Annotated in this window: 20 protein-coding genes, 2 tRNA genes, 1 other RNA gene and 2 riboswitches; of the genes, 4 read left to right on the top strand and 19 right to left on the bottom strand. The window is 43.7% G+C overall.

The genetic code is table 11. The features are described from left to right. The first annotated feature begins 143 nt into the window (after positions 1-143). Positions 144-1,451, top strand: coding sequence for a Na+/H+ antiporter NhaC family protein (locus tag EAL2_RS00225; RefSeq protein WP_025434461.1), 1,308 nt, complete (start codon positions 144-146; stop codon positions 1,449-1,451). 65 nt (positions 1,452-1,516) lie between these two features. After that, entirely contained in the window at positions 1,517-2,197 is a 681-nt protein-coding gene (locus EAL2_RS00220) for a metal-dependent hydrolase (RefSeq protein WP_025434460.1), read from the top strand. Between the two features lie 60 nt (positions 2,198-2,257). On the opposite strand, the gene EAL2_RS00215 is transcribed toward EAL2_RS00220, so the two are convergent. The 3 genes from EAL2_RS00215 to EAL2_RS00205 form a co-directional block, all read right to left on the bottom strand. Continuing rightward, positions 2,258-2,485: a glutaredoxin family protein gene (locus tag EAL2_RS00215; protein ID WP_025434459.1), complete on the bottom strand. Its 228-nt coding sequence runs from the start codon at positions 2,483-2,485 to the stop codon at positions 2,258-2,260. Between the two features lie 49 nt (positions 2,486-2,534). Then, on the bottom strand, positions 2,535-3,638 hold the full coding sequence (locus EAL2_RS00210; protein ID WP_025434458.1) for an AI-2E family transporter: 1,104 nt from the start codon (positions 3,636-3,638) through the stop codon (positions 2,535-2,537). Positions 3,639-3,913: 275 nt separating this feature from the next. Further along, on the bottom strand, positions 3,914-5,221 hold the full coding sequence (locus EAL2_RS00205) for an IS110 family RNA-guided transposase (protein ID WP_025434457.1): 1,308 nt from the start codon (positions 5,219-5,221) through the stop codon (positions 3,914-3,916). A 347-nt stretch (positions 5,222-5,568) separates the two neighbouring features. Between EAL2_RS00205 and EAL2_RS00200 the strand changes: the two genes are divergently transcribed. Next, positions 5,569-6,684 (top strand): MGDG synthase family glycosyltransferase, encoded by a 1,116-nt coding sequence (locus EAL2_RS00200; RefSeq protein ID WP_025434456.1) that lies wholly within the window; start codon positions 5,569-5,571, stop codon positions 6,682-6,684. A 61-nt stretch (positions 6,685-6,745) separates the two neighbouring features. On the opposite strand, the gene EAL2_RS00195 is transcribed toward EAL2_RS00200, so the two are convergent. From EAL2_RS00195 to thiS, 9 genes are all read right to left on the bottom strand, one after another. Next, on the bottom strand, positions 6,746-7,021 hold the full coding sequence (locus EAL2_RS00195; RefSeq protein WP_025434455.1) for a hypothetical protein: 276 nt from the start codon (positions 7,019-7,021) through the stop codon (positions 6,746-6,748). Between the two features lie 267 nt (positions 7,022-7,288). Next, positions 7,289-7,888: a recombination mediator RecR gene (gene recR, locus EAL2_RS00190; RefSeq protein ID WP_025434454.1), complete on the bottom strand. Its 600-nt coding sequence runs from the start codon at positions 7,886-7,888 to the stop codon at positions 7,289-7,291. 11 nt (positions 7,889-7,899) lie between these two features. Next, a complete protein-coding gene (locus tag EAL2_RS00185) occupies positions 7,900-8,241 on the bottom strand; it encodes a YbaB/EbfC family nucleoid-associated protein (protein WP_025434453.1) in 342 nt (113 codons plus the stop codon). Between the two features lie 67 nt (positions 8,242-8,308). Then, positions 8,309-9,952: a DNA polymerase III subunit gamma/tau gene (gene dnaX, locus EAL2_RS00180; RefSeq protein ID WP_025434452.1), complete on the bottom strand. Its 1,644-nt coding sequence runs from the start codon at positions 9,950-9,952 to the stop codon at positions 8,309-8,311. A gap of 95 nt (positions 9,953-10,047) precedes the next feature. Next, a complete protein-coding gene (locus tag EAL2_RS00175; RefSeq protein ID WP_051489049.1) occupies positions 10,048-10,656 on the bottom strand; it encodes a thiamine phosphate synthase in 609 nt (202 codons plus the stop codon). A gap of 3 nt (positions 10,657-10,659) precedes the next feature. Next, positions 10,660-11,763, bottom strand: a complete 1,104-nt coding sequence (thiH, locus tag EAL2_RS00170) for a 2-iminoacetate synthase ThiH (RefSeq protein WP_025434450.1) — start codon at positions 11,761-11,763, stop codon at positions 10,660-10,662. After that, on the bottom strand, positions 11,763-12,539 hold the full coding sequence (locus EAL2_RS00165; RefSeq protein WP_025434449.1) for a thiazole synthase: 777 nt from the start codon (positions 12,537-12,539) through the stop codon (positions 11,763-11,765). The genes thiH and EAL2_RS00165 overlap by 1 nt, the downstream gene beginning before the upstream one ends. Positions 12,540-12,552: 13 nt before the next feature. Further along, a complete protein-coding gene (gene thiF / locus EAL2_RS00160; protein ID WP_025434448.1) occupies positions 12,553-13,137 on the bottom strand; it encodes a sulfur carrier protein ThiS adenylyltransferase ThiF in 585 nt (194 codons plus the stop codon). A gap of 1 nt (position 13,138) precedes the next feature. Continuing rightward, entirely contained in the window at positions 13,139-13,333 is a 195-nt protein-coding gene (thiS, locus tag EAL2_RS00155) for a sulfur carrier protein ThiS (protein ID WP_025434447.1), read from the bottom strand. 369 nt (positions 13,334-13,702) lie between these two features. Between thiS and EAL2_RS00150 the strand changes: the two genes are divergently transcribed. Beyond that, complete coding sequence (locus EAL2_RS00150) at positions 13,703-15,010, top strand: IS110 family RNA-guided transposase (RefSeq protein WP_038601555.1); 1,308 nt, start codon at positions 13,703-13,705, stop codon at positions 15,008-15,010. 186 nt (positions 15,011-15,196) lie between these two features. Beyond that, positions 15,197-15,305: riboswitch (TPP riboswitch) on the bottom strand. Between the two features lie 64 nt (positions 15,306-15,369). Next, positions 15,370-15,478, bottom strand: a riboswitch (TPP riboswitch). A gap of 29 nt (positions 15,479-15,507) precedes the next feature. On the opposite strand, the gene ffs is transcribed toward EAL2_RS00150, so the two are convergent. The 7 genes from ffs to EAL2_RS00125 all read right to left on the bottom strand — a co-directional run bounded on the left by ffs (position 15,508) and on the right by EAL2_RS00125 (position 19,508). Continuing rightward, positions 15,508-15,772: signal recognition particle sRNA large type (ffs, locus tag EAL2_RS15010), an RNA gene on the bottom strand. Between the two features lie 20 nt (positions 15,773-15,792). After that, positions 15,793-15,882: transfer RNA gene (locus EAL2_RS00145), tRNA-Ser, on the bottom strand. Then, positions 15,873-16,358 carry a tRNA adenosine(34) deaminase TadA gene (gene tadA, locus EAL2_RS14670; protein ID WP_025434445.1) on the bottom strand — a complete coding sequence of 162 codons (486 nt, stop codon included), beginning with the start codon at positions 16,356-16,358 and terminating at the stop codon, positions 15,873-15,875. The genes EAL2_RS00145 and tadA overlap by 10 nt, the downstream gene beginning before the upstream one ends. A gap of 20 nt (positions 16,359-16,378) precedes the next feature. Next, positions 16,379-16,454, bottom strand: a tRNA-Arg gene (locus EAL2_RS00140). A gap of 120 nt (positions 16,455-16,574) precedes the next feature. Next, complete coding sequence (gene serS, locus EAL2_RS00135) at positions 16,575-17,858, bottom strand: serine--tRNA ligase (protein WP_025434444.1); 1,284 nt, start codon at positions 17,856-17,858, stop codon at positions 16,575-16,577. A 135-nt stretch (positions 17,859-17,993) separates the two neighbouring features. Next, on the bottom strand, positions 17,994-18,593 hold the full coding sequence (gene rbr, locus EAL2_RS00130) for a rubrerythrin (RefSeq protein WP_025434443.1): 600 nt from the start codon (positions 18,591-18,593) through the stop codon (positions 17,994-17,996). A gap of 108 nt (positions 18,594-18,701) precedes the next feature. Further along, positions 18,702-19,508, bottom strand: a complete 807-nt coding sequence (locus EAL2_RS00125; RefSeq protein ID WP_025434442.1) for a mechanosensitive ion channel family protein — start codon at positions 19,506-19,508, stop codon at positions 18,702-18,704. Between the last annotated feature and the right edge of the window lie 13 nt (positions 19,509-19,521).

Genomic DNA, 19,521 nt, shown 5'->3' with positions numbered 1-19,521 from the left:
AAAAAGATTAGTATTATATTATAATCTATTTTACATCATAATAGCTAATACATAACAAAAATAATCCACAAGCAGTTCAACTCCAATATGCACATTTACAGTTGGAGCGAAGGCAATCTATTTATCACGAGGACGGGTGTCAAATGGAGAAACTTGCAATATCGCTGATTATAATATCAATCTCAATATTTTTCAAAACGCCCGTGTATATTGCACTGGCGCTTTCGCTTGCGTATATATACATTTCAGCACTGCTTGGGGGAGCCCGCCCAAGGGATCTCAACCGCGCAATAGTCTATGGCGCTCTCTCTGCAAAAAATGTGCTTATAATACTTTCACTCATAGGCGTCCTGACGTCTGTCTGGATAAAATCAGGAACAATACCATATCTTATGTATATTGGCCTTAATGTCCTTAAAAATTACAACTTCATACTCGCTTCATTTTTGATAATGACCATTATTTCAATGAGCCTTGGAAGCTCAATGGGCAGCCTCTCTACCATGGGCGTGGTGCTGATGGCGATTGGAAGAAGCCTTGGCATAGACACGACAATTCTTGCAGGAGCCATAATATCAGGATCCTATATAGGTGACCGATCTTCTCCCATATCGAGCGCCTTCAATTTGGTGACGGAAATGACCGATACAGACCCTGTGCTCAATATAAAGAGTATGAACTCGAGTCTGATTCCGGCATTCCTAATCTCCTGCGCAGCATTTTACGCTCTGGGCTTAAGCCAAATTCCAAGGGACTATGATAAAATCAAAGACTCTCTTGATTTTTTAAGCGCCAATTTCAGCCTGGGTCTATTTTGCATTATCCCCGTAATCCTTCTTTTTGCACTCATATTCCTAAGGCTTAAGACTAGCACGGCGCTTGCATGTTCAATAGCTTCGGCCTTTATCGTGGCAATGGCATTCCAGCACGCAACTCCGCTTGAGCTTGTCAAAGCCAGCCTTGTGGGCTTTTCGGCTTCAGGCACTTCAATGACTCTTGCCGGAGGGGGATTCATCTCGATGCTTAAGGTGCTCGCCACTATAATCCTTGCCACAGCTTATGTGGGCCTCCTAAGCAGGCTTGAGCTTTTTGAAAACGCAATAGATATGTTTTCAAAGACTATAAACACAAAATACGGCCTTGTTGTCCAAAGCGGAATGATAAGCTTTCTTATAAATGTTATTACCTGCAACCAGACAATAGGCATAATAGTTCCCAGCCAGTTTCTAAAAAACAATTATGAAAAACTTCGGGTCAGGCTTGAATGCCTGGTGCATGCCATATCGGACCTTGGAACATTCACCGTAGCCCTAATACCTTGGAACATAAACTCCATACTCGCCTGCTCGCTCCTTGGCATTAGCTATGGCCAGCTCGCTCCATATGCTCTTATGTGCTATATACTGCCTGCAGTTTTTTTGATTCGCTACAAACTGATTCCGCCTAAATAGTATATTGTTTCGCTGCGGGTTAAAGGGTTAATAATAGAATATAACTTAATTGGAGGTGCTTCATCATGAAACTAACTTATCTTGGCCACTCCGCCTTCTACATTGAGACCAGCGGCTGCAAACTTCTTATAGATCCATTCCTCAAAAACAATCCTCAGTGCTCAATGGAGCCTGAGAATCTCCCGCATATAGACTATATCCTTGTGACTCACGGCCACTCTGACCACCTGGGCGATACAATAGAAATAGCCCGGATGTTCAACTCCACAGTCATATGCAACTTTGAAATATCGCTGTATCTGGACAGATACAACATAAAATGCCACTCCATGCATATAGGCGGAAGCTTTGAATTCGAATTCGGAAAAGTCAAGATGACCCCTGCCCTTCACGGTTCATCCATACTCGATGGCAACCATGTCATTCCGGGCGGGAATCCGGGCGGGTTTCTTATCTCGGCAGAGGGCAAGAATATATACCATGCAGGTGATACTGGACTTTCAATGGAGATGCAGCTTCTAAAGGATGCCTTCATAGACTACGCGCTGCTGCCAATAGGCGGCAACTTCACAATGGATGTACACGATGCTTCAAAGGCAGTAGAATTCATACAGCCAAAGACTGTAATTCCTATGCACTACGACACATTCCCGCTTATACAGTCCGAGCCCGAGCGCTTCGCTGAAGCTGTCAGCGGAATTTGCGAAGTTGAAATACTAAAACCCATGCAGCAGCTCGAAATCTAGATATTCAAAAACAGACAAAATCCGGATGACTTAAATCATCCGGATTTCCATTTATTCAACCTATTTCAGAAGACTCTCAATCTTTTGCTTGTCAAAACCTACGATAGTCTCGCCGTCTATTATTATGACAGGCACTGACATATAACCCATCTTCATAAGCTCTTTTTTCGCCTCAACATCTTTTGTGACATTTCTCTCATCGAAGGCTATGCCGTTTTCCCTGAAATACTCCTTGGCCATGTGGCAGTAGCCACACGTATCACTCGTGTATATCTTTACATTTTTCATACCTGCACCCTCCCTGTAAATGTTTTAATTCTTTTTTCTATTTCTAGTATTACCCGATTTCTATGTCTCTTAACTTTAATTTTTTATCCATATACCTCTCAAGCAGATTTTTTATAACCGCAAAAGTAGGCACCGCCAGGAACATTCCCAGCACGCCCATTATACCTCCGCCTATTATTATGGCTAATATTATCCAAAACGGACTCATGCCCACCTTGTCTCCCAAAATCTTCGGCCCCAGTATCAAGCCGTCAAACTGCTGCAGGATAAGAATGAAAACAAAAAGCCAAAGTGCCTTTATTGGATCATTAAAGAGCACAATTATTACAGACGGTATTATTCCTATGAACGGTCCAAAGTACGGTATCATATTTGTTATTCCCACTATGAGTGCAATCAAAAATGCATATGGCATCTTAAGCAGTAAAGCTCCGGCAAGGCATATGAGACCTATTATAAGTGAGTCTATGAATTTTCCCACGATAAACTTTGAAAATACGCTGTCTATTTCACTTGCAAGCTCAAAAAACGAATCACCCCGCGCCTTGCCTGCAAACGAATACACGAATCTTTTGGAATTTCGAGCAAACCCTTCTTTGTCTGCAAGTATGTATACAGATATAAGTATGCCTATCAGTATGCTAAAAAATGTAGATGTAAACCCGATTGCAAAATTAACAATCTTGTTGAGTATGATATTCAAAAAATCTCCTGCCTGCGCCACTATTGCATTAAGATTTTTCTGAATATAGTCATTTATCTCGTATTTTCGAGCCCAGTCTGACGATATTATGTTAGTCTGTATCCAATTTTGCGTAGTCTGCAGATACTGAGGTATCTGAAGCACTATTTCCGATATGCTGTTTATTACCCTAGGGGATACAATTGTGAAAAACAGCACTATAACACCCACTACAACAGAATACAGTATGGCTACGGATGCTATTCTGTTAAGCTTGAATCTGCTCTCAAGCAGCTTCATTGCCGGATTCAGCAAATATGCCACTGCAAAAGCCCACATAAATGGAGCTAGCAACGAGACTATGTATTTTGCGCCTGCGAATATCTCTTCCAAACTGTCTACCATTTTATACATTGCGAATGCAATGAAAAGTATTGTCGTCCATTGAATAATTTTTTTGTCGAGAACCATCAGTGCGCCTCCTGCTTAATCTATGTTTAATATATACCTTAACATATAACGCCACCCTTTTAAATCAGTTTACTTTATCTTTGCCTTTTTTTATAGTAGAATTTATTTTAGGTCACTACAACATATTTTTTTGAAATTCAACTAGACCAGCTAATAAAAGTCAATAAATCTGATTGATTTTCTTTAGAAATTTTCAATCTTAAAAAAGAGTATGAGAAACCAAGCCATTGAAAAATCCGAACAATGACCTTGGAGAAGCTACATTTTAGCAATTTTTAAGCAACATGTTTTGGTGCAGTTTGAAGCTTGTTGTTTCTCCATGCTTGGTGCTCCTGCGGGCTTCTAAATTCAAACGGTTTTAAGTCACGAAGAACCGCAAAAATGTAGTGGAGCAACTTATGCATAACGGCTATAAGGGCCACCTTTTTCTTCTTGCTGACACATTTTTTCAAATAGTAGTCGCGAAGAATCGGATTTATGGAATCGCCGTTTCTGGTGGTTCTTATTGAGGACAGAGCCATTGTGAAGAGAACTCTTCTGCCAATGCGGGTGCCTCGTTTAGAAATCCTGTTGCGGTCGCCAGTGAACTTGCCCGACTGATTGACTGATGGATCTATGCCAAAGAAAGCTGTAAAGGCCTTTGGAGACTTGAATAGGCTGAAATCGTTGATTTCCGCGATCAGAGTGACCGCACTGATAAAGCCTACGCCAGGCATTTGATCCAAAAGCTCGATGTGCTTTCGAGCGGTGTCAGGAAAGTCGCTTGAGTCGATGATAGTGTGCAACTGTGATTCTATAGCATTAAGACACTTTTTAAAGCTGTCGATTCCATCAAGATGGAATCTTATTTTGGAGTCAAGCAGAGCGAATTCATTTGGCATACTCAAAGAAAGCTGTGCTGTTTCAAGAAGTTGCAGAGCTTTTTTGGCTGACCACTTCTCGCCTTTTCTGCCGCTTTTGGAAATGAGCTCAAGCAACTGCTGAGGGTCTGCATTTAGAACATCCTTAGGCGAAGGATAAGCGCTTAAAACAGCCAACGCGGTCTTTCCAAAAGGATTGGAAAACACATCAAGAAAGCCCGGGAACAGCAAGTAAAGATCCGTGCAGAGCCTGTTTTTCATCTCAGTGAGCATGTCACAGCGGGAGTAATATTCCCTCACCATCATGCGAAGTGCGAGAATTTGAGGCTCGGGCATCATGGAAAACTTTACATCCTGGTATTTTGCAAGCCTTGCGATAGCCTCGGCATCTTTATTATCATTTTTCACTTTTCTAATGTCGAAATTCTTGGTAGAATGGACACATAAAGGGTTTAGGACAAAACCTTTGAGGTCATTCGATCTCAGAAAGAAGAAGAGTGGTAAATGAAAGATACCCGTAGATTCTACGAAGTAGATGGGCTTTCGTTTTAACCGCTCTTCTTCTTTTTTGAGAATCTCGAGCAGCTTGTTAAATCCAGCAGGATTATGGTCAATCCTGAAAGGCTTGCGGATGAGCTCTCCGGAAGGTGCTATCATTGCAACTACAGAAAACTCTGATGAAACATCAATTCCGACAACAAAATCGTTTAAAAATTGGGACAAAGTAACACAACCTTTCTGCTTAGAATGAATCAGAGTATCCACTTTGTTTGAGGACGCCAAACAACCTTGCATTTGAAACGGGTAACACCAGAAGGTGGCCCAACCAGCTAAACATCGAATCGTCCTTGTGGAGTGACACGCTAATTTACGGATAAGACCTCATGATGTGAGGGATCCAGGAGGAACGCACATCTATCTCTCTGACAAGTGAGATTATAGCACGAAGTTTAGTGATTTTCATTCAAGAGTGTCGCTGGTTCATCTGAACAATAAATGTTAAGTTATCAAGGAACATTCGGACGGGTTTTTGAACCCTAACCCTATATTTATCTTACAAGGAGGAAGCTATGAAAAAAGGAATCATCCTTTCAGCGTCTACAGGCGCCGGACACAACAAGGCTGCCAAGGCCATAAAAGACGCGCTTGCCGAAAGAAACATAGATGCTCAGATAGTAGACAGCCTCAAGTTCACAAGTAGGGCTATAGATCTTATAATATCCAGGGGCTATGAAAAGAGCGCACTCTACACGCCAGGAGCATACGGCAAAGTATACCGGATTTACGACGACTATAAAATAATGACTAGCGCCGAAAAAAAAGTAAACATTTTCTTTGCATACATGGTAAAACGCCTCAAGAAACTTATTGACGATAAAAAGCCTTCTTTTATTGTTGGCACTCACCCCTTCCCTCTCATGGCAGTTTCAAAGCTAAAGGAAAAGGGTGAAATAGACATTCCTATAATATCAGTGCTCACCGACTATACTACGCACTCTACATGGATACAAAGCCACGTTGACAAATATATAGTGGGCGATGAATTCGTCAAATGCATCATGGCCGAGGAGGGCGTTCCACCCGAGAAGATATTCCCTTACGGTATTCCTATTGAAAAGTCATTCATACAGCATAAAAGCACAGATATAAGAACTGCGCTCAAATTAAGCGACAAATTCACAATACTCATGATGGGCGGAAGCTTCGGCGCCGGCAACGTAAAAAAAGCCCTGCAAGAGCTTCTCGTTTCAGATTCGGATTTTCAGATAGTTGTCGTTGCAGGCAAAAACCTTGCCCTGAAGGAAAAGCTCGACAAGATGACTGCCTCTAGTGAAAAGCGAAAAGACATACGCATACTGGGCTTTACAGACAAGATAAGCGAGCTGATGGCTTGCTCGGATGTGCTCATAACAAAGCCTGGCGGACTTACTACCACCGAAGCCTTGGCTGCCGGAATACCGCTTGTAATCCCTTACTACATACCCGGCCAGGAAGAGGAAAACCTGAGCTTCCTTCTAAACAACGGCCTTTGCGTAAGGACATCTGAAAAATGCAGCCTCAAGATGATTATAGATTTTCTAATCCAAAATCCTGAAAGGCTCCAGCGCATAAGAGAAAACATAAAGCTTGTATACAAGGCGGATTCCGCCAAGAATATTGCCCAACTTGTTGAAAAATCGTTGTAAAACATAAAACCGGCCAAACGGCCGGTTTTTTATCTAACATCAATAGTATGTATCATGCCGACTAATACTGATAGTCTTCATGCTCATCATAATAGCTATCGAAATCTGTATTCCTAAGGCTTGAATATTTTTCCTTCTTGCTTGGCTGTGTCTTCTTCTTTTTTGACATAGCCATAATATCATCAAATGAACCGGTTCTTTCCCTGTCCCTGAACTTCATTTTTTTAGTTCTTTTTTCCTTGTTTGCTTCGTGTTTTTGAAAATCCATAACGACTTCCTGATTATTGTTTGATGACATCTCTTCCGAACGCTCTGAAAAATCCGCGATTCTTCTCATACAGCTTCCATTTCGGCCTCTGTACTTAATACGAGCTCCCTACACTCATATAGCTTGAGCAAAGCTTGATCTATCCCTCCCCTTTAAAATCTGAAAAGTCAATTTGATCGTGCAAATGTAGGGTGACCTCCAGATATTTTTATGATTTTAGCGTTTTTATTATACCCTTGCCAGGGCTCTAAAAACACTTTTGCAATTTACTAATGAAATTATACAATAGGGAGGGGTAGTCAAACAACACTTTTTACAGCAGTTTCGATGAAATTTTTAAAGTTCCCTTCGTCCCTCTAAAGCCTTAGAAATAGTGACCTCGTCAGCGTATTCTATGTCGGCTCCAACAGGAAGTCCGTGGGCTATACGGCTGACCTTGACACCCATTGGCTTTATGAGCTTCGCTACATACATGGCCGTTGCCTCGCCTTCTATCGTCGGGTTGGTGGCCATTATTATCTCTTTGACGTTTCCGTCGGCAACTCTGTGCAGCAGCTCCCTTATCTTTATCATGTCAGGAGTGACTCCGTCCATTGGCGATATAACACCGTGCAAAACGTGATATTTGCCTTTGAAATCTTTTGCCCTCTCCATGGCAGCCACATCCCTTGGGTCCGCTACCACGCATATTATCTCGTCGCTTCTTTTCTCATCCATGCATATGCTGCATTTTTCACTTTCAGATATGTTGCAGCATACGCTGCAATATTTGATATTCAGCTTGGCCTGCGCAATAGAATCAGACAGCGCCATGACTTCGGCTTCGGACAGGTTTATTATATGAAATGCAAGTCTTTGGGCTGTTTTCCTGCCTATGCCCGGCAGTCTTCCAAGCTGGTCTATGAGACGATCTAGCGCCCCTGTATAATGCTGCATACGGCCCTCCATTAAAACATACCAGGTATGTTCATTCCTCCTGTGAGCTTTGACATCGAAGAATTTACCATCTCATCCGCAAGCCTAAGTGCCTCGTTTACGGCGCTTAGCACAAGATCTTCTAGCATCTCTACATCGTCAGGATCTACAACCTCCGGCTTTATACTCACGCTTAGTATCTCCTTCTTGCCGTTTGCCTTGACTATTACAGCGCCTCCGCCAACCGATGCTTCAACCTCTTTGCTTTCAAGCTCGCCTTGCATCTTTTCCATTTCCTGTTGCATTTTCTGTGCCTGCTTTAGTATATTGTTCATATTTCCAGGCATCATTCCCGGGAAACCTTTCTTAGCCATTTTCATACCTCCTGAATATATTTTCTAAAGCCTAATTATACCATAAATAACCCGCATATGAATATCACTACTCCAGCGAATCTTTTATCTGGAGCACCTCCGGCGGAAATATTTCTTCCAGGCGCCTTATCTCGTCGAGAGCATCCTCCTGTGGAGATTTTTCACTCGATATCTCAGACTCAATGACAAGGTTTATATACATGTCTTCACCTGTAACTCGCTTTACTACACTTCTCAGATATGCGGCATTTTCATCCTTGCTAAGCGCTTTTCTGTGAAAATCAAAGCTGTCCTTGAACATCACCTTGAAAACACCTTTGCCTATTTCAAGCGGAGTGCCTTCCTTTAGCATGGCTTGCACTGGAATTCTTCTGTCGTCTTTTATAAGTCCCAGTATGTCCTTCCAGAGCTTGTCTATATCGTCATTTTGTCTTTCAATTCGCTTCTTCTCACTTGCATTTTTGCAGACCTCGGGCTCATCTTCCGTAAGCTTTGTCGCTTCTTTTGGCTTTTCAAACTCCTTGGGCTGGCTCTGAGCCTCAGCAGTATGCGCTCCCGCCTTGACGCCGGAGAGCAGCCTCTCTAGTCTTGATATCCTTGCAATTAGAGCTTCGCTCTTTGAATCCTCCTCTATGCTGCATATTTTCATTATGGCCACTTCAAGCACTATCCTTGGATTTGAAGCATACCTCATGTCATTTTGCAGCGCCGAGAGCTGTTTAATTATCCTTATGAGTTCATCACCGCTTATGCCCTGCGACTGCCTGCTTATTTCAGCAGCCATCTCACCGGTGACTCCGAGTATTCCATCGCCCCTGCCGTCGAGCTTTGCTATAATAATGTTTCTGAAATGCTCGGTGAGCTCCTGAGTGAAATTCTTTATGTCTTTGCCCCACACTACAAGCTCGTTTATCATTTCAAGGCAAGCTTTGACATCCTGCCTTATGATAGCATCGCTCAGCCTCGAAAGCGCTTCAAAATTAACAGTGCCAAGCAGGCTGACCACATCTTCGTAGCTTATGCACTCGCTGCTGTATGACATGCACTGGTCTAGTATGCTCAGCGCATCCCTCATGGCTCCCTGCGAGCTCATTCCTATTAGATTTAGAGCCTCTTCGTCTGCGCACACGCCCACTTCCGCGCATATGCCCTTCATCCTTCCTACAATTTCTCCCACGCCAAGTCTTTTAAAATCAAATCTTTGACATCTTGAGAGTATTGTTGCCGGAAGCTTGTGCGGCTCTGTCGTGGCCAAGATGAAAACAACATAGGAAGGAGGCTCCTCGAGCGTCTTTAGGAGTGCGTTGAAGGCCCCCTGCGAAAGCATGTGAACCTCATCTACTATATACACCTTGTATTTGCCTCTTGCCGGGGGATACTTGACATTTTCCCGCAGCTCCCTGATGTCGTCCACTCCGTTGTTTGAAGCTGCATCTATCTCAACTACATCCATTATGTTCTCGTCTATTATCGCCCTGCACATCTCGCAACTGTTGCACGGCTCCGCATCAGCCGGCGAAAGGCAGTTTATGCTTCTTGCAAATATCTTTGCAGTTGAAGTCTTGCCCGTTCCTCTTGTCCCGGAAAAAAGATACGCATGGGCTACGTTGCCGCCTGATATCTGATTTTTAAGTGTTCTTATTATGTGGTCCTGTCCGACCACATCGCCAAACTTCATGGGCCGGAACGTTCTATAAAGAGCCTTGTGCATCTTCTCACCCCTGGTATAGTCTTTACACTACAAATATTATAACATAAATAATGCTAGTCCATTAAAATCAAAAAGGACCTTAAGGTCCTTTGATTTTAATATTCAATACTCTTTGCCAACCGCCCTACCTCTTCACTTGGACTATTGGATTTCATGACAAGGCTCATCACCGCCACGCCGTCTGCTCCCGCCGAAATGGCCTCCCTTGCATTTCCAGGCATTATTCCCCCTATGGCAACAAGCTTAACTCCAGGAACTGCCCTCCTTATTTGCTTTAGGAATTCGACTCCTCTTGGCCTTAATCCGTGCTTGCATTCTGTTTCGAATATATGGCCTGCCAGGATATAGTCGGCACCTTTTTTGAAGGCAGCCTCAGCCTCCTGCAGCGAATGCACCGATACGCCTATCTTTAGCCTCTGCCTTACAGCCTCCCCACCGCATTCCATGAAATCGCCAAATGACAAATGAATTCCATATGCTCCTGCATTCCTTGCAACATTCAAATTTGCATTTATGATGAGCCTTGCACCGCTGCCCGAGATTGCCTTCTTGACTTCATGCGCCAGCTTCTCGAGCTCACACTCCTCCATATCCTTTTCCCTTAGCATTATAAAGTTGGCGCCTGACTTTGCGGCCGCTTCAACCACTCCTATGAAACCCGCTCCCGCCTGCTTCCTGTTTGTAACTACATATATCATTCCCATAGCCTATATACTCATCCAGTTTTTGAAAAGCGGCTGATAGCCTCTTGCCAGTATAGCCTCACAGACATCGCCTACACTCCTGCCATCTGATATTTCAAACTGCGCCTCCGTGGCCTGAGCTCCCGAGTAACCTCCAACTTCAGTGCAGCTGCCCGCCGAGAACTTGTTTATTCCAAGCGGTATGAGATTATCTCGAAAAGTTGCGGTCTCCCTTGTCGATATGTTCTGCGATACATGCGGCATGAAAAGCCTCATTGCGAGTATAGTCTGCACAAGCTGTATATCACTCACTCCGCTCACCTTCTCAAACACTCCAGCGTGCGGCCTTATCCTTGGAAAAGAGACGGAAATCTCAGTGCTGGGATACTTATCCTGCAGGTAATTAGCGTGCATACCCGTCATGAAGGCCTCCCTGCGCCAGTCTGAAAGGCCAAGGAGCGCCCCCACGTTTACAGACCTCATATTGGCCCTGCAAGCCCTCTCAGGCGTGTCCAGCCTGAATCTGTAGTCCTTTTTAGGTCCGCTCAGGTGCACCTCGTCATATACCTCCTCATCGTATGCTTCCTGGTATACTGTGACTCCGTCTATGCCCGATTTTGCAGCATGCACATATTCCTCAAGCGTCAGCGGGCTCACTTCTATTGTAACCGAATCGAAGTGCCTTCTTAGAACTCGTGAAGCCTCTATTATATAATCCGCCGGCGAATGCTTCTTTGACTCCCCCGTAAGGAGCAGCACATGCCTTATACCCGTCTTTGAAAGCTCTATGGCCTCCTGCTCTATCTCCTCCATCGTAAGCCTCTTTCTACTTATGCTGTTGTCATGGTTGAAGCCGCAGTAGGCACACCTGTTTATGCAGTAGTTTGAAATGTATATCGGCGCATAAAGCAGCACGGCTTTTCCAAAATGATTCAGCGATAGCCTCCTGGCCTTCTCGGCCATATGCTCCAGGTGGCCCTGGGCCGCAGGCGAGAGCAGCGCCAGGAAGTCCATGTCGCTTATTTTATCATTTGAAAGTATGACCCTCACTCGCTCGCTGTTTACGCTCGAAAGAAATCCATTGAAGTCGAAATCCTTGTAGCCGCTTACCACCTCGTAGAAACTCATTAAAATCCCTCCTCATGCAGGAAGCCCGTCAGAGGCGACGACGCGCTTGCAACTTCACTCTTGGCTCCAAGCCTTGCAGTGCATGCATACCTTCCGGCCTTTACAGCGAGCGAGAAGGCCTTCGCCATTTTCACCGGATCATCAGAAGTTGCTATGGCCGTGTTAACAAGCACCGCATCAGCGCCCATCTCCATGGCCTCGGCCGCATGCGAAGGCGCTCCAATTCCGGCGTCAACTATTACAGGCAGCTTAATCTCCTCTATTATTATGCCAATAAGCTCCTTCATCCTTAATCCCCTGTTGGTGCCTATAGGCGCTCCAAGAGGCATTACGCCCACAGCGCCTGCATCCACTAGCTTTTTTGCACTCATAAGGTCGGGGTTCATGTATGGCAGTACCTTAAAGCCCTCATTTGCCAAAATATCTGTGGCCTTTAGCGTCTCCTCGTTGTCTGGCAAGAGGTACTTGTTGTCTGATATGACCTCGATTTTCACCCAATCGCCACAGCCCATGGCCCTTGCCAGCCTTGCAATCCTCACGGCCTCGTCTGCATTCCTGGCGCCGGAAGTATTCGGAAGAAGTATTGTGTCCTTGGGTATATAGCTGAGTATGTTGTTTTCATTCCTGGTGGCATCAACCCTTCTAAGAGCTATTGTCACCATCTGAGTCCCGCTGCTTTCAATCACCTTTGGAAGCGTGTCCTTGCTGGGATACTTGCCCGTACCTATAAACAGCCTGCTGCCTAGTTCAATTCCGCCTATTTTAAGCTTTCCCATGATAATTCCTCCCTTATATTTCCTCACCAATAAGTAACCTTACAGCCAGATTGGCCTGATGGTTAGCTGCTATTGCAACTCTCGATGCAAGCAGCTTCTCTCCCTCAGACAGTCCGCTTACGCCGTCTCCTACTATATATAGCCTTTCTGTTACCCTGCGCGTAACTATTGAGTTTGCAGGGCCGTACCCGGCTAGTCCCGAAGCTGCAATCACCTTCTTGCCTGTGTTTCCCAGAATTGAATTTACAAATTCCGCCTTGCAGCTTGCCACGTCAAACGCCTCAATAACAATATCCGCATCCTTAAAAATCTCAGGCGCATTGCATCCGTCTACGTATATATCATGCGATTCGATATGCACCTGCGGATTTATCTCCCCTATGATCTGCTTTATTGCATGCACCTTTTTCATGCCCAGGTGCCTTATCATGTAATGCTGCCTGTTTAAATTGCTCTCGTCTACTATGTCGTAGTCTGCAAGCACAAGTCTTCCAATTCCCATCCTGGCAAGCGCGACCGCAGCATTTGAGCCAAGCCCTCCTATTCCTGCTATACCTGCAACTGCATCCTTAAGTATTCCATTAATATCTCGATCCATATTAACCTCCGCCTACAAATGCTACAATCTCAACTCGTGACGCCTCATCCAGCAGCCACTCGTTATACTTATCCCTGGGAACTATCCTGCAGTCAGCCTCTACAACAACCGCCGAATCGTCAATACCCATAAGGTCCAGCAGCTGCTTCACGCTTATTGAGCCCTTGGTTTCCATATCATTTCCGTTTACGAGCACGCTTTCACCTCCTAGTATAATAATGATATAGCCATTACAGCTATACAGTTTATAAGTTTCCATATCAGATAACAGAAGAAGGTGTTCTTCCTTCATCAGATGTTATCCATAAATATTTGTCATGTTTGATGGCTCCCTAATAGACTCCAGACTTTCCATAAAGTATAATTCTCTAGGGTAGGACAAATAATGTTCGTCTCCTTGGGAAGTCAGTTCCTGCTGACTCATACCTATTAATAAGTCAATTAGTCCATTCAATGAGGTTTTATGATTCGGCTGGTTGGGAGCCTCAGGCTATACCTGTATAACATGCTAGGTTGTGTACTCATTTAATGGAAATGGATTCCTATCAGAAAGGAGCTTTTGCTCATGTCAAACAATCTTTTTGAAAATTTATTTATCTCGGTCGGTATTGATGTTGGTGCGGACTTCAGTTGGATGTCTATCGCACTGCCTAACCAGACCTTTGTGGGAAAGCCTTTTAAAATCATGCATTCCGACCTTAATTCCTTAAGCTTAGTTGTTTCTAAAATAAAAGAAGCAGAAGAGCTGTATTCCTTAGAAAGTCGCATCTTTCTGGAATCCACGGGAATTTATCATTACCCACTCTTCTGCTATCTTCGTGATAAGGGTTTTAACATTGCGGTTATCAATCCTATCATCACTAAGAATAGCACAAACATCAACATTAGAAAAGTACATAATGACCGTTTTGATTCAAGAAAGGTTGCATTGGTAGGTCTTAAACCTGATTTAAAGGTATCACTAATGCCATCTGATCTTGCTCTTGATTTGCGAAATCTTTCAAGAGAGTATTACGATCTGATGGATAATCGCTCTGCCTATGTGAATAAGCTACAGGGAGAATTGCGCATGGTATTTCCACAGTATTTAAAAATATTTTCCAAGATAACCACAAATACAGCTCTGACCTTACTGGAAAAATACACATCTCCTGAAGCATTTCTAAGTGCCTCAAAAGAAGAGATTGTTGATTCTATAAGGTCTACTGCCAGGTTTGGACTTACATATGCTGAAAACAAGTATAATGCCATAATCCAGGCTGCAAATGATGCAAATACCTTTGGGTATTCTGTAAGCAGTAATTTCAAGCGAATACTTCTATATATCCGTTTTATCAGAAACTATGATATTGAAGTGGCCTCTGTTCTTTCTGATATGCATGAACTTGTTGATACGAATGAAACTACTGATTTTGTGAAACAAGTCCGCTTAGTTGAATCCTATAAAGGAGCTGGCTTCTTATCCGCAGTGAGTCTAATGGGTGAGATTGGCGATTTTTCATCTTTTCGTTCACCAAAGCAACTCTTTGCTTATTTTGGGCTAGATCCAGCTGTAAAGCAGTCTGGGCAATTTGAAGGCACAAAGATCTCCATGTCAAAGCGAGGTTCCCGCATTGCCAGAAGAGTTATTCATACAATGGCTCTTATCAGTATCAGTAAGAACAGAGATGGCTCTGCCAAAAATCCGGTCTTGCGTGATTACTATTTAAAGAAATGCCAATCAAAGCCTAAAATGGTTGCTCTTGGAGCTGTTATGCATAAAGTCTGTAACATTGTGTTTGCAATACTTCGTGATGAAAAAGAATTCGCTATCATCACCCCAGAAGATCATCAAATGAATTACTTAAGAGCTAAATGCGATAAAGCTGCGTAAGTAAATCCATGGTCTGATTTTTCACTTTTTGAGATATGCTCAAAAGGCTTATTAAAGTTACTCTTTTTTATCTGAAGAAATATCAAGCATTTTTAAATTTAACTGTAGACATTTCTTAGCTGGACTTTTTCTCAATAAAAAAAAGCAGACTCGATAGGGTCTGCTTTGAAAACACGTCACTCAAAAAAAATTCAGCAGAAACATCCCTACGTTGGCATTAACCAAATCAGGTCATAGGGGTAAGCAATAACATCGCACTCTCAGCCTGTCGCTACAGGCTCCCCCAGCTTCTTTTGCAAATATTCAATTTTTCAAATAAAAAAGGCTTGCCAAAAGGCAAGCCAGTTTATCTATGAATTAAAATAAACCTGCAGCTTCCCTACGCCGGCATTAACCGTATCAGGTTGTAAGGGTAAGCGATAACATCGCACTCTCAGCCTGTCGCCACAGGCTCCCCCAGCTTAAAATTCTGGATATTTATATTTTATAATTAAATGCTGTGCAGCCATAATTCGACTCAAAGCCACAGACGCCTCCCAAAGAGTTAACTCATATCAGGCGCTCCCGCGGCACATAGAGGGGATCACTTACCGCTGCTTCCTTCCGGATCTGACGGGGTTCATGAATCTCTATTGCGCAGGACCCGACAATCATCATCACTTTTTTGGAGCTGCTCTACAGCTAGTGAGCCTCAATATGGCATTCGACCCTGCTACAGCGGATTGCAGGTACAGGGCACCGCTAACTCCCCATCTAGCACAGCAAACTTTATGACTTTTTAATGGCGGAGAGAGGGGGATTCGAACCCCCGATACAGTTTCCTGTATACACGCTTTCCAGGCGAGCACCTTCAACCGCTCGGTCATCTCTCCGCGATAAATTTATTTTCAACACACTTGCTTTCTCTCAATAACTTAAAAAAACCTACAAGTATCCCGGAGCACTCGCTTTCGAGCACGCCATCGACTATTTCAACATTGTGGTTGAAAAGGTCGTGTTGAAGTAGGTTTACTTTGGAGCCACATGCTCCCGCTTTTTCATCCTTTGTGCCAAACACAAGTCTTCTCATTCTGCTTTGAAGTATGGCTCCCGCACACATGCTGCAGGGCTCCATAGTCACGTACAGCGTACAATCGCTAAGCCTCCAGCCTTTAAGCGCCTCTGAGGCCTTCTTTATAGCAATCATCTCTGCATGCGCTGTGGGATCTGCCAAAGACTCCTTCATGTTGTGCGCCTTTGATATTATCCTGCCGTCCTTGACTACGACAGCGCCAACTGGAACCTCTCCCATCAAATATGCCACTTTCGCCTGTTTCAAGGCCTCCTGCATATAATCGATGTCTTGCATTTTTCCTCCAAATAAAAAAATGGTGCACCCGGCAGGAATCGAACCTGCGACGCACGGTTTAGGAAACCGACGCTCTATCCCCTGAGCTACGGGTGCTCAACTTGCAAAATATATATTATCACACATCGCCATGTATTTCAATACTTTCAATAAATATTATCTGGCTGCAGGTGCGCCGTTAAGTTCAGCTCCTGCAGCCACGATGTATTATGCCCTTTACTTGTATCCATTTATCACTTCGATTCCGCCCATATACGGCTTCAAAACCTCAGGCACTCTTACAGAACCGTCTTTCTGCTGGAAATTTTCGAGTATAGCCGCAACAGTCCTTCCTATTGCAACGCCGGAGCCGTTGAGTGTATGTACATACTCAACCCTGGTGTTCTTGTCCCTCTTGAATCTTATGTTGGCTCTTCTGGCCTGAAAATCCTCAAAGTTTGAGCAGGAGGAGATCTCCACATATCTTCCGTAGCTTGGCATCCAAACCTCTATATCGTATTTGAATGCCGCGGTAAAACCAAGATCTCCGCTGCATATCTTCACAACCCTGTAGGGTATCCCAAGCTTTTGAAGAACAGCTTCTGCATTCTTCACAAGCTTTTCAAGCTCATCATACGACTCCTCAGGCTTTGTTAACTTCACAAGCTCGACCTTGTTGAACTGATGCTGCCTTATCAGACCTCTTGTATCCCTTCCCGCAGAACCCACCTCGGCCCTGAAACATGGAGTGTATGCGCAATAGCTGAGCGGGAGGCATTCACCGTCTATAATGTCGTTCATATGTATGTTTGTAACAGGAACCTCTGCTGTCGGCACAAGATAATAGTCCCTGCCCTCGAGCTTGAACATGTCTTCACCGAATTTTGGAAGCTGGCCAGTTCCAATCATGCTGCTTTCGTTGGCTATGAACGGGGGAAGTATCTCCGTGTAGCCGTGCTCGCTTGTGTGAGTGTCCAGATAGAAGTTTATCAATGACCGCTCAAGCCTGGCTCCAAGACCTTTGTAGAGAGTAAATCTTGAACCTGTAATCTTTCCGGCCGTTTCAAAATCGAGTATCCCAAGATTTGTGCCTATATCCCAGTGGGCCTTTGGCTCATAGTCGAATTTTGAAGGCTCCGACCACCTCCAGACCTCTATGTTGTCATCGTCTGTATCGCCTATTGGGACATCTGGATTGGGAATGTTGGGTATCCTAAGCAGCATATATCTTATCTGTTCGTCCACAGCCTTGACTTTCTCGTCCAGCTCCCTTATATTGTCCGCAGACGCCTTCAGCCTCTCGGCGATTTCAGCAATGTCTTTGCCCTCTTTTTTTAGCTTTGGAATCTCCTTGGAAGCATTGTTTTGTTCCATCTTCAAAACTTCAACCTCCAACAGCAGCTTCCTTCTCTTGTCGTCAAGCTCCAAAACGCTTTCAAGGCTGAATTCAGCCTCGCCACGCTTTGACATGGCTTTTTTTATGGAGTCGAGCTCCTTCCTTATCTTCTTTATGTCTAACATGGGTCCTATTGTCTCCTCCTGTCTATTATTTTTCATAAAAAGAAAAGGCAATCGCCCTTGAACGGACGAAAGCCTCTTGTCTTAAGCTTTTTTGTATTATATCAACAGGATTTGAATATTTCAACAACCTGCCTATTAATAATTTTCACAGAATTTTTCGAAGTAACCTTGCTCAACCTTGCAAACCGGACATATCTTAGGAGCCGACTTGCCTGAATGTATATATCCGCAAACTCTGCACTTCCAAGCAGTGTCTTCCTCATCCTTTTCAAAAACCTTGCACTTGTCTACGTTTTCAGCTAGCTTTTCATATCTTTTTTCATGCCTTTCTTCAACCTTCGATATCATTCTGAACGAAGCCGCAACCTCTGGGAAACCTTCGCTTTCAGCTATTTGAGCAAACTCAGGGTAAAGCTGTGTCCACTCTTCATTTTCTCCCATTGCTGCCGCTTTGAGGTTATCATATGTGCAGCCAAGCACAGCCGGATAAGATGCCTCTATGTTGACCGTGAATGGAGTCTGCTCGTCCTCCATTCCATCTAGCATATGGTTATAGAATATATCAGCATGCACAAGCTCGTTTTCTGCAGTTTCAATAAAAATCTCCGCTATATGATCGTATCCCTCTTCAGATGCCACATCCGCAAAATATGTGTATCTGCTTCTTGCCTGTGACTCTCCGGCAAACGCCTTCATAAGGTTTTCAAGTGTTTTAGTACCCTTTAGACTTTTCATTTATTTACCTCCTGTATTTTTAGCTATAATTTTTCTATTCAACATTTTTTGTTTTACCCGTTTAAGCGCTGCTGTAAACAATTTCTGAAGCTTTGAATATTTAAATACCTAAGCCTGCTTATTAAAGTATGCAAGATTTTGTGCAACAGGCAGCTCTATGCATTTCTTTTCAAATTCTTCCCTTATGTGCTCCATAGCACTGAAATAAACATCCCAATAATGCTCATTGTCAGTCCATACCCTCAAGGACATGTTGATTGCAGCGGGCGAAAAATCGGCAATCACAACCTCCGGCTGCGGCTCCAAATCAACCCGGCTATCGCTGGAAGCTATGCCAAGCAGCACTTCCCTCGTGTTTTTTATATCGCTTTGGTAGGATATTCCCACCTTTATTTCAAGTCTTCTCTTTTTCGCCTTGCTGTAGTTTATGACATTTTCATTAATCAGCTTTGAATTTGGAACTATTATCGATTCGTTACCGAAAGCCTTAAGCACCGTGCTTAAGAGCTGTATTTCATAAACAGTCCCCTTAGCTCCTGAACCCTCAATATAATCACCCACCGCAAACGGCTTGAAAATCAGTATAAGCACGCCGGCGGCAAAATTTGAAAGTGAGCCTTGGAGCGCAAGGCCTATGGCAAGGCCTGCTGCTCCAAGCACAGTTATGAATGATGTGGTCTTTAGTCCCATCTTTTCAAGCACAATCACGGCCACAAAAATTATCATTAGCACGTATATGAGCTGTGAAAAAAATCCTATAAGCGACGGCTCCATCTTTGTCTTAGTGAAAAATCGTTTGGCTATCTTTTTTGTCTTTCTTGCAGCATATATTCCAATCACGAGGATTATAAATGAATATAGAAAATCTATGCCGTTTTGCTTGAGAAAAGCGTCTATTGCTCTGATATAATCCACATTACATCCCCCT

The organism is Peptoclostridium acidaminophilum DSM 3953, from assembly GCF_000597865.1.
GTDB classification, from domain to species: Bacteria; Bacillota; Clostridia; order Peptostreptococcales; family Peptostreptococcaceae; genus Peptoclostridium_A; species Peptoclostridium_A acidaminophilum.
This window is presented reverse-complemented; position numbering and strand designations above follow the sequence as displayed.

Bases quoted from the DNA above. Each gene is read 5' to 3' on its own strand.
- EAL2_RS00225 (WP_025434461.1), top strand. From the start codon at position 144: ATGGAGAAACTTGCAATATCGCTGATTATAATATCAATCTCAATATTT.
- EAL2_RS00220 (WP_025434460.1), top strand. From the start codon at position 1,517: ATGAAACTAACTTATCTTGGCCACTCCGCCTTCTACATTGAGACCAGC.
- EAL2_RS00215 (WP_025434459.1), bottom strand. From the start codon at position 2,485: ATGAAAAATGTAAAGATATACACGAGTGATACGTGTGGCTACTGCCAC.
- EAL2_RS00210 (WP_025434458.1), bottom strand. From the start codon at position 3,638: ATGGTTCTCGACAAAAAAATTATTCAATGGACGACAATACTTTTCATT.
- EAL2_RS00200 (WP_025434456.1), top strand. From the start codon at position 5,569: ATGAAAAAAGGAATCATCCTTTCAGCGTCTACAGGCGCCGGACACAAC.
- EAL2_RS00195 (WP_025434455.1), bottom strand. From the start codon at position 7,021: ATGAGAAGAATCGCGGATTTTTCAGAGCGTTCGGAAGAGATGTCATCA.
- recR (WP_025434454.1), bottom strand. From the start codon at position 7,888: ATGCAGCATTATACAGGGGCGCTAGATCGTCTCATAGACCAGCTTGGA.
- EAL2_RS00185 (WP_025434453.1), bottom strand. From the start codon at position 8,241: ATGGCTAAGAAAGGTTTCCCGGGAATGATGCCTGGAAATATGAACAAT.
- dnaX (WP_025434452.1), bottom strand. From the start codon at position 9,952: ATGCACAAGGCTCTTTATAGAACGTTCCGGCCCATGAAGTTTGGCGAT.
- EAL2_RS00175 (WP_051489049.1), bottom strand. From the start codon at position 10,656: ATGGGAATGATATATGTAGTTACAAACAGGAAGCAGGCGGGAGCGGGT.
- thiH (WP_025434450.1), bottom strand. From the start codon at position 11,763: ATGAGTTTCTACGAGGTGGTAAGCGGCTACAAGGATTTCGACTTCAAT.
- EAL2_RS00165 (WP_025434449.1), bottom strand. From the start codon at position 12,539: ATGGGAAAGCTTAAAATAGGCGGAATTGAACTAGGCAGCAGGCTGTTT.
- thiF (WP_025434448.1), bottom strand. From the start codon at position 13,137: ATGGATCGAGATATTAATGGAATACTTAAGGATGCAGTTGCAGGTATA.
- EAL2_RS00150 (WP_038601555.1), top strand. From the start codon at position 13,703: ATGTCAAACAATCTTTTTGAAAATTTATTTATCTCGGTCGGTATTGAT.
- tadA (WP_025434445.1), bottom strand. From the start codon at position 16,358: ATGCAAGACATCGATTATATGCAGGAGGCCTTGAAACAGGCGAAAGTG.
- serS (WP_025434444.1), bottom strand. From the start codon at position 17,858: ATGTTAGACATAAAGAAGATAAGGAAGGAGCTCGACTCCATAAAAAAA.
- rbr (WP_025434443.1), bottom strand. From the start codon at position 18,593: ATGAAAAGTCTAAAGGGTACTAAAACACTTGAAAACCTTATGAAGGCG.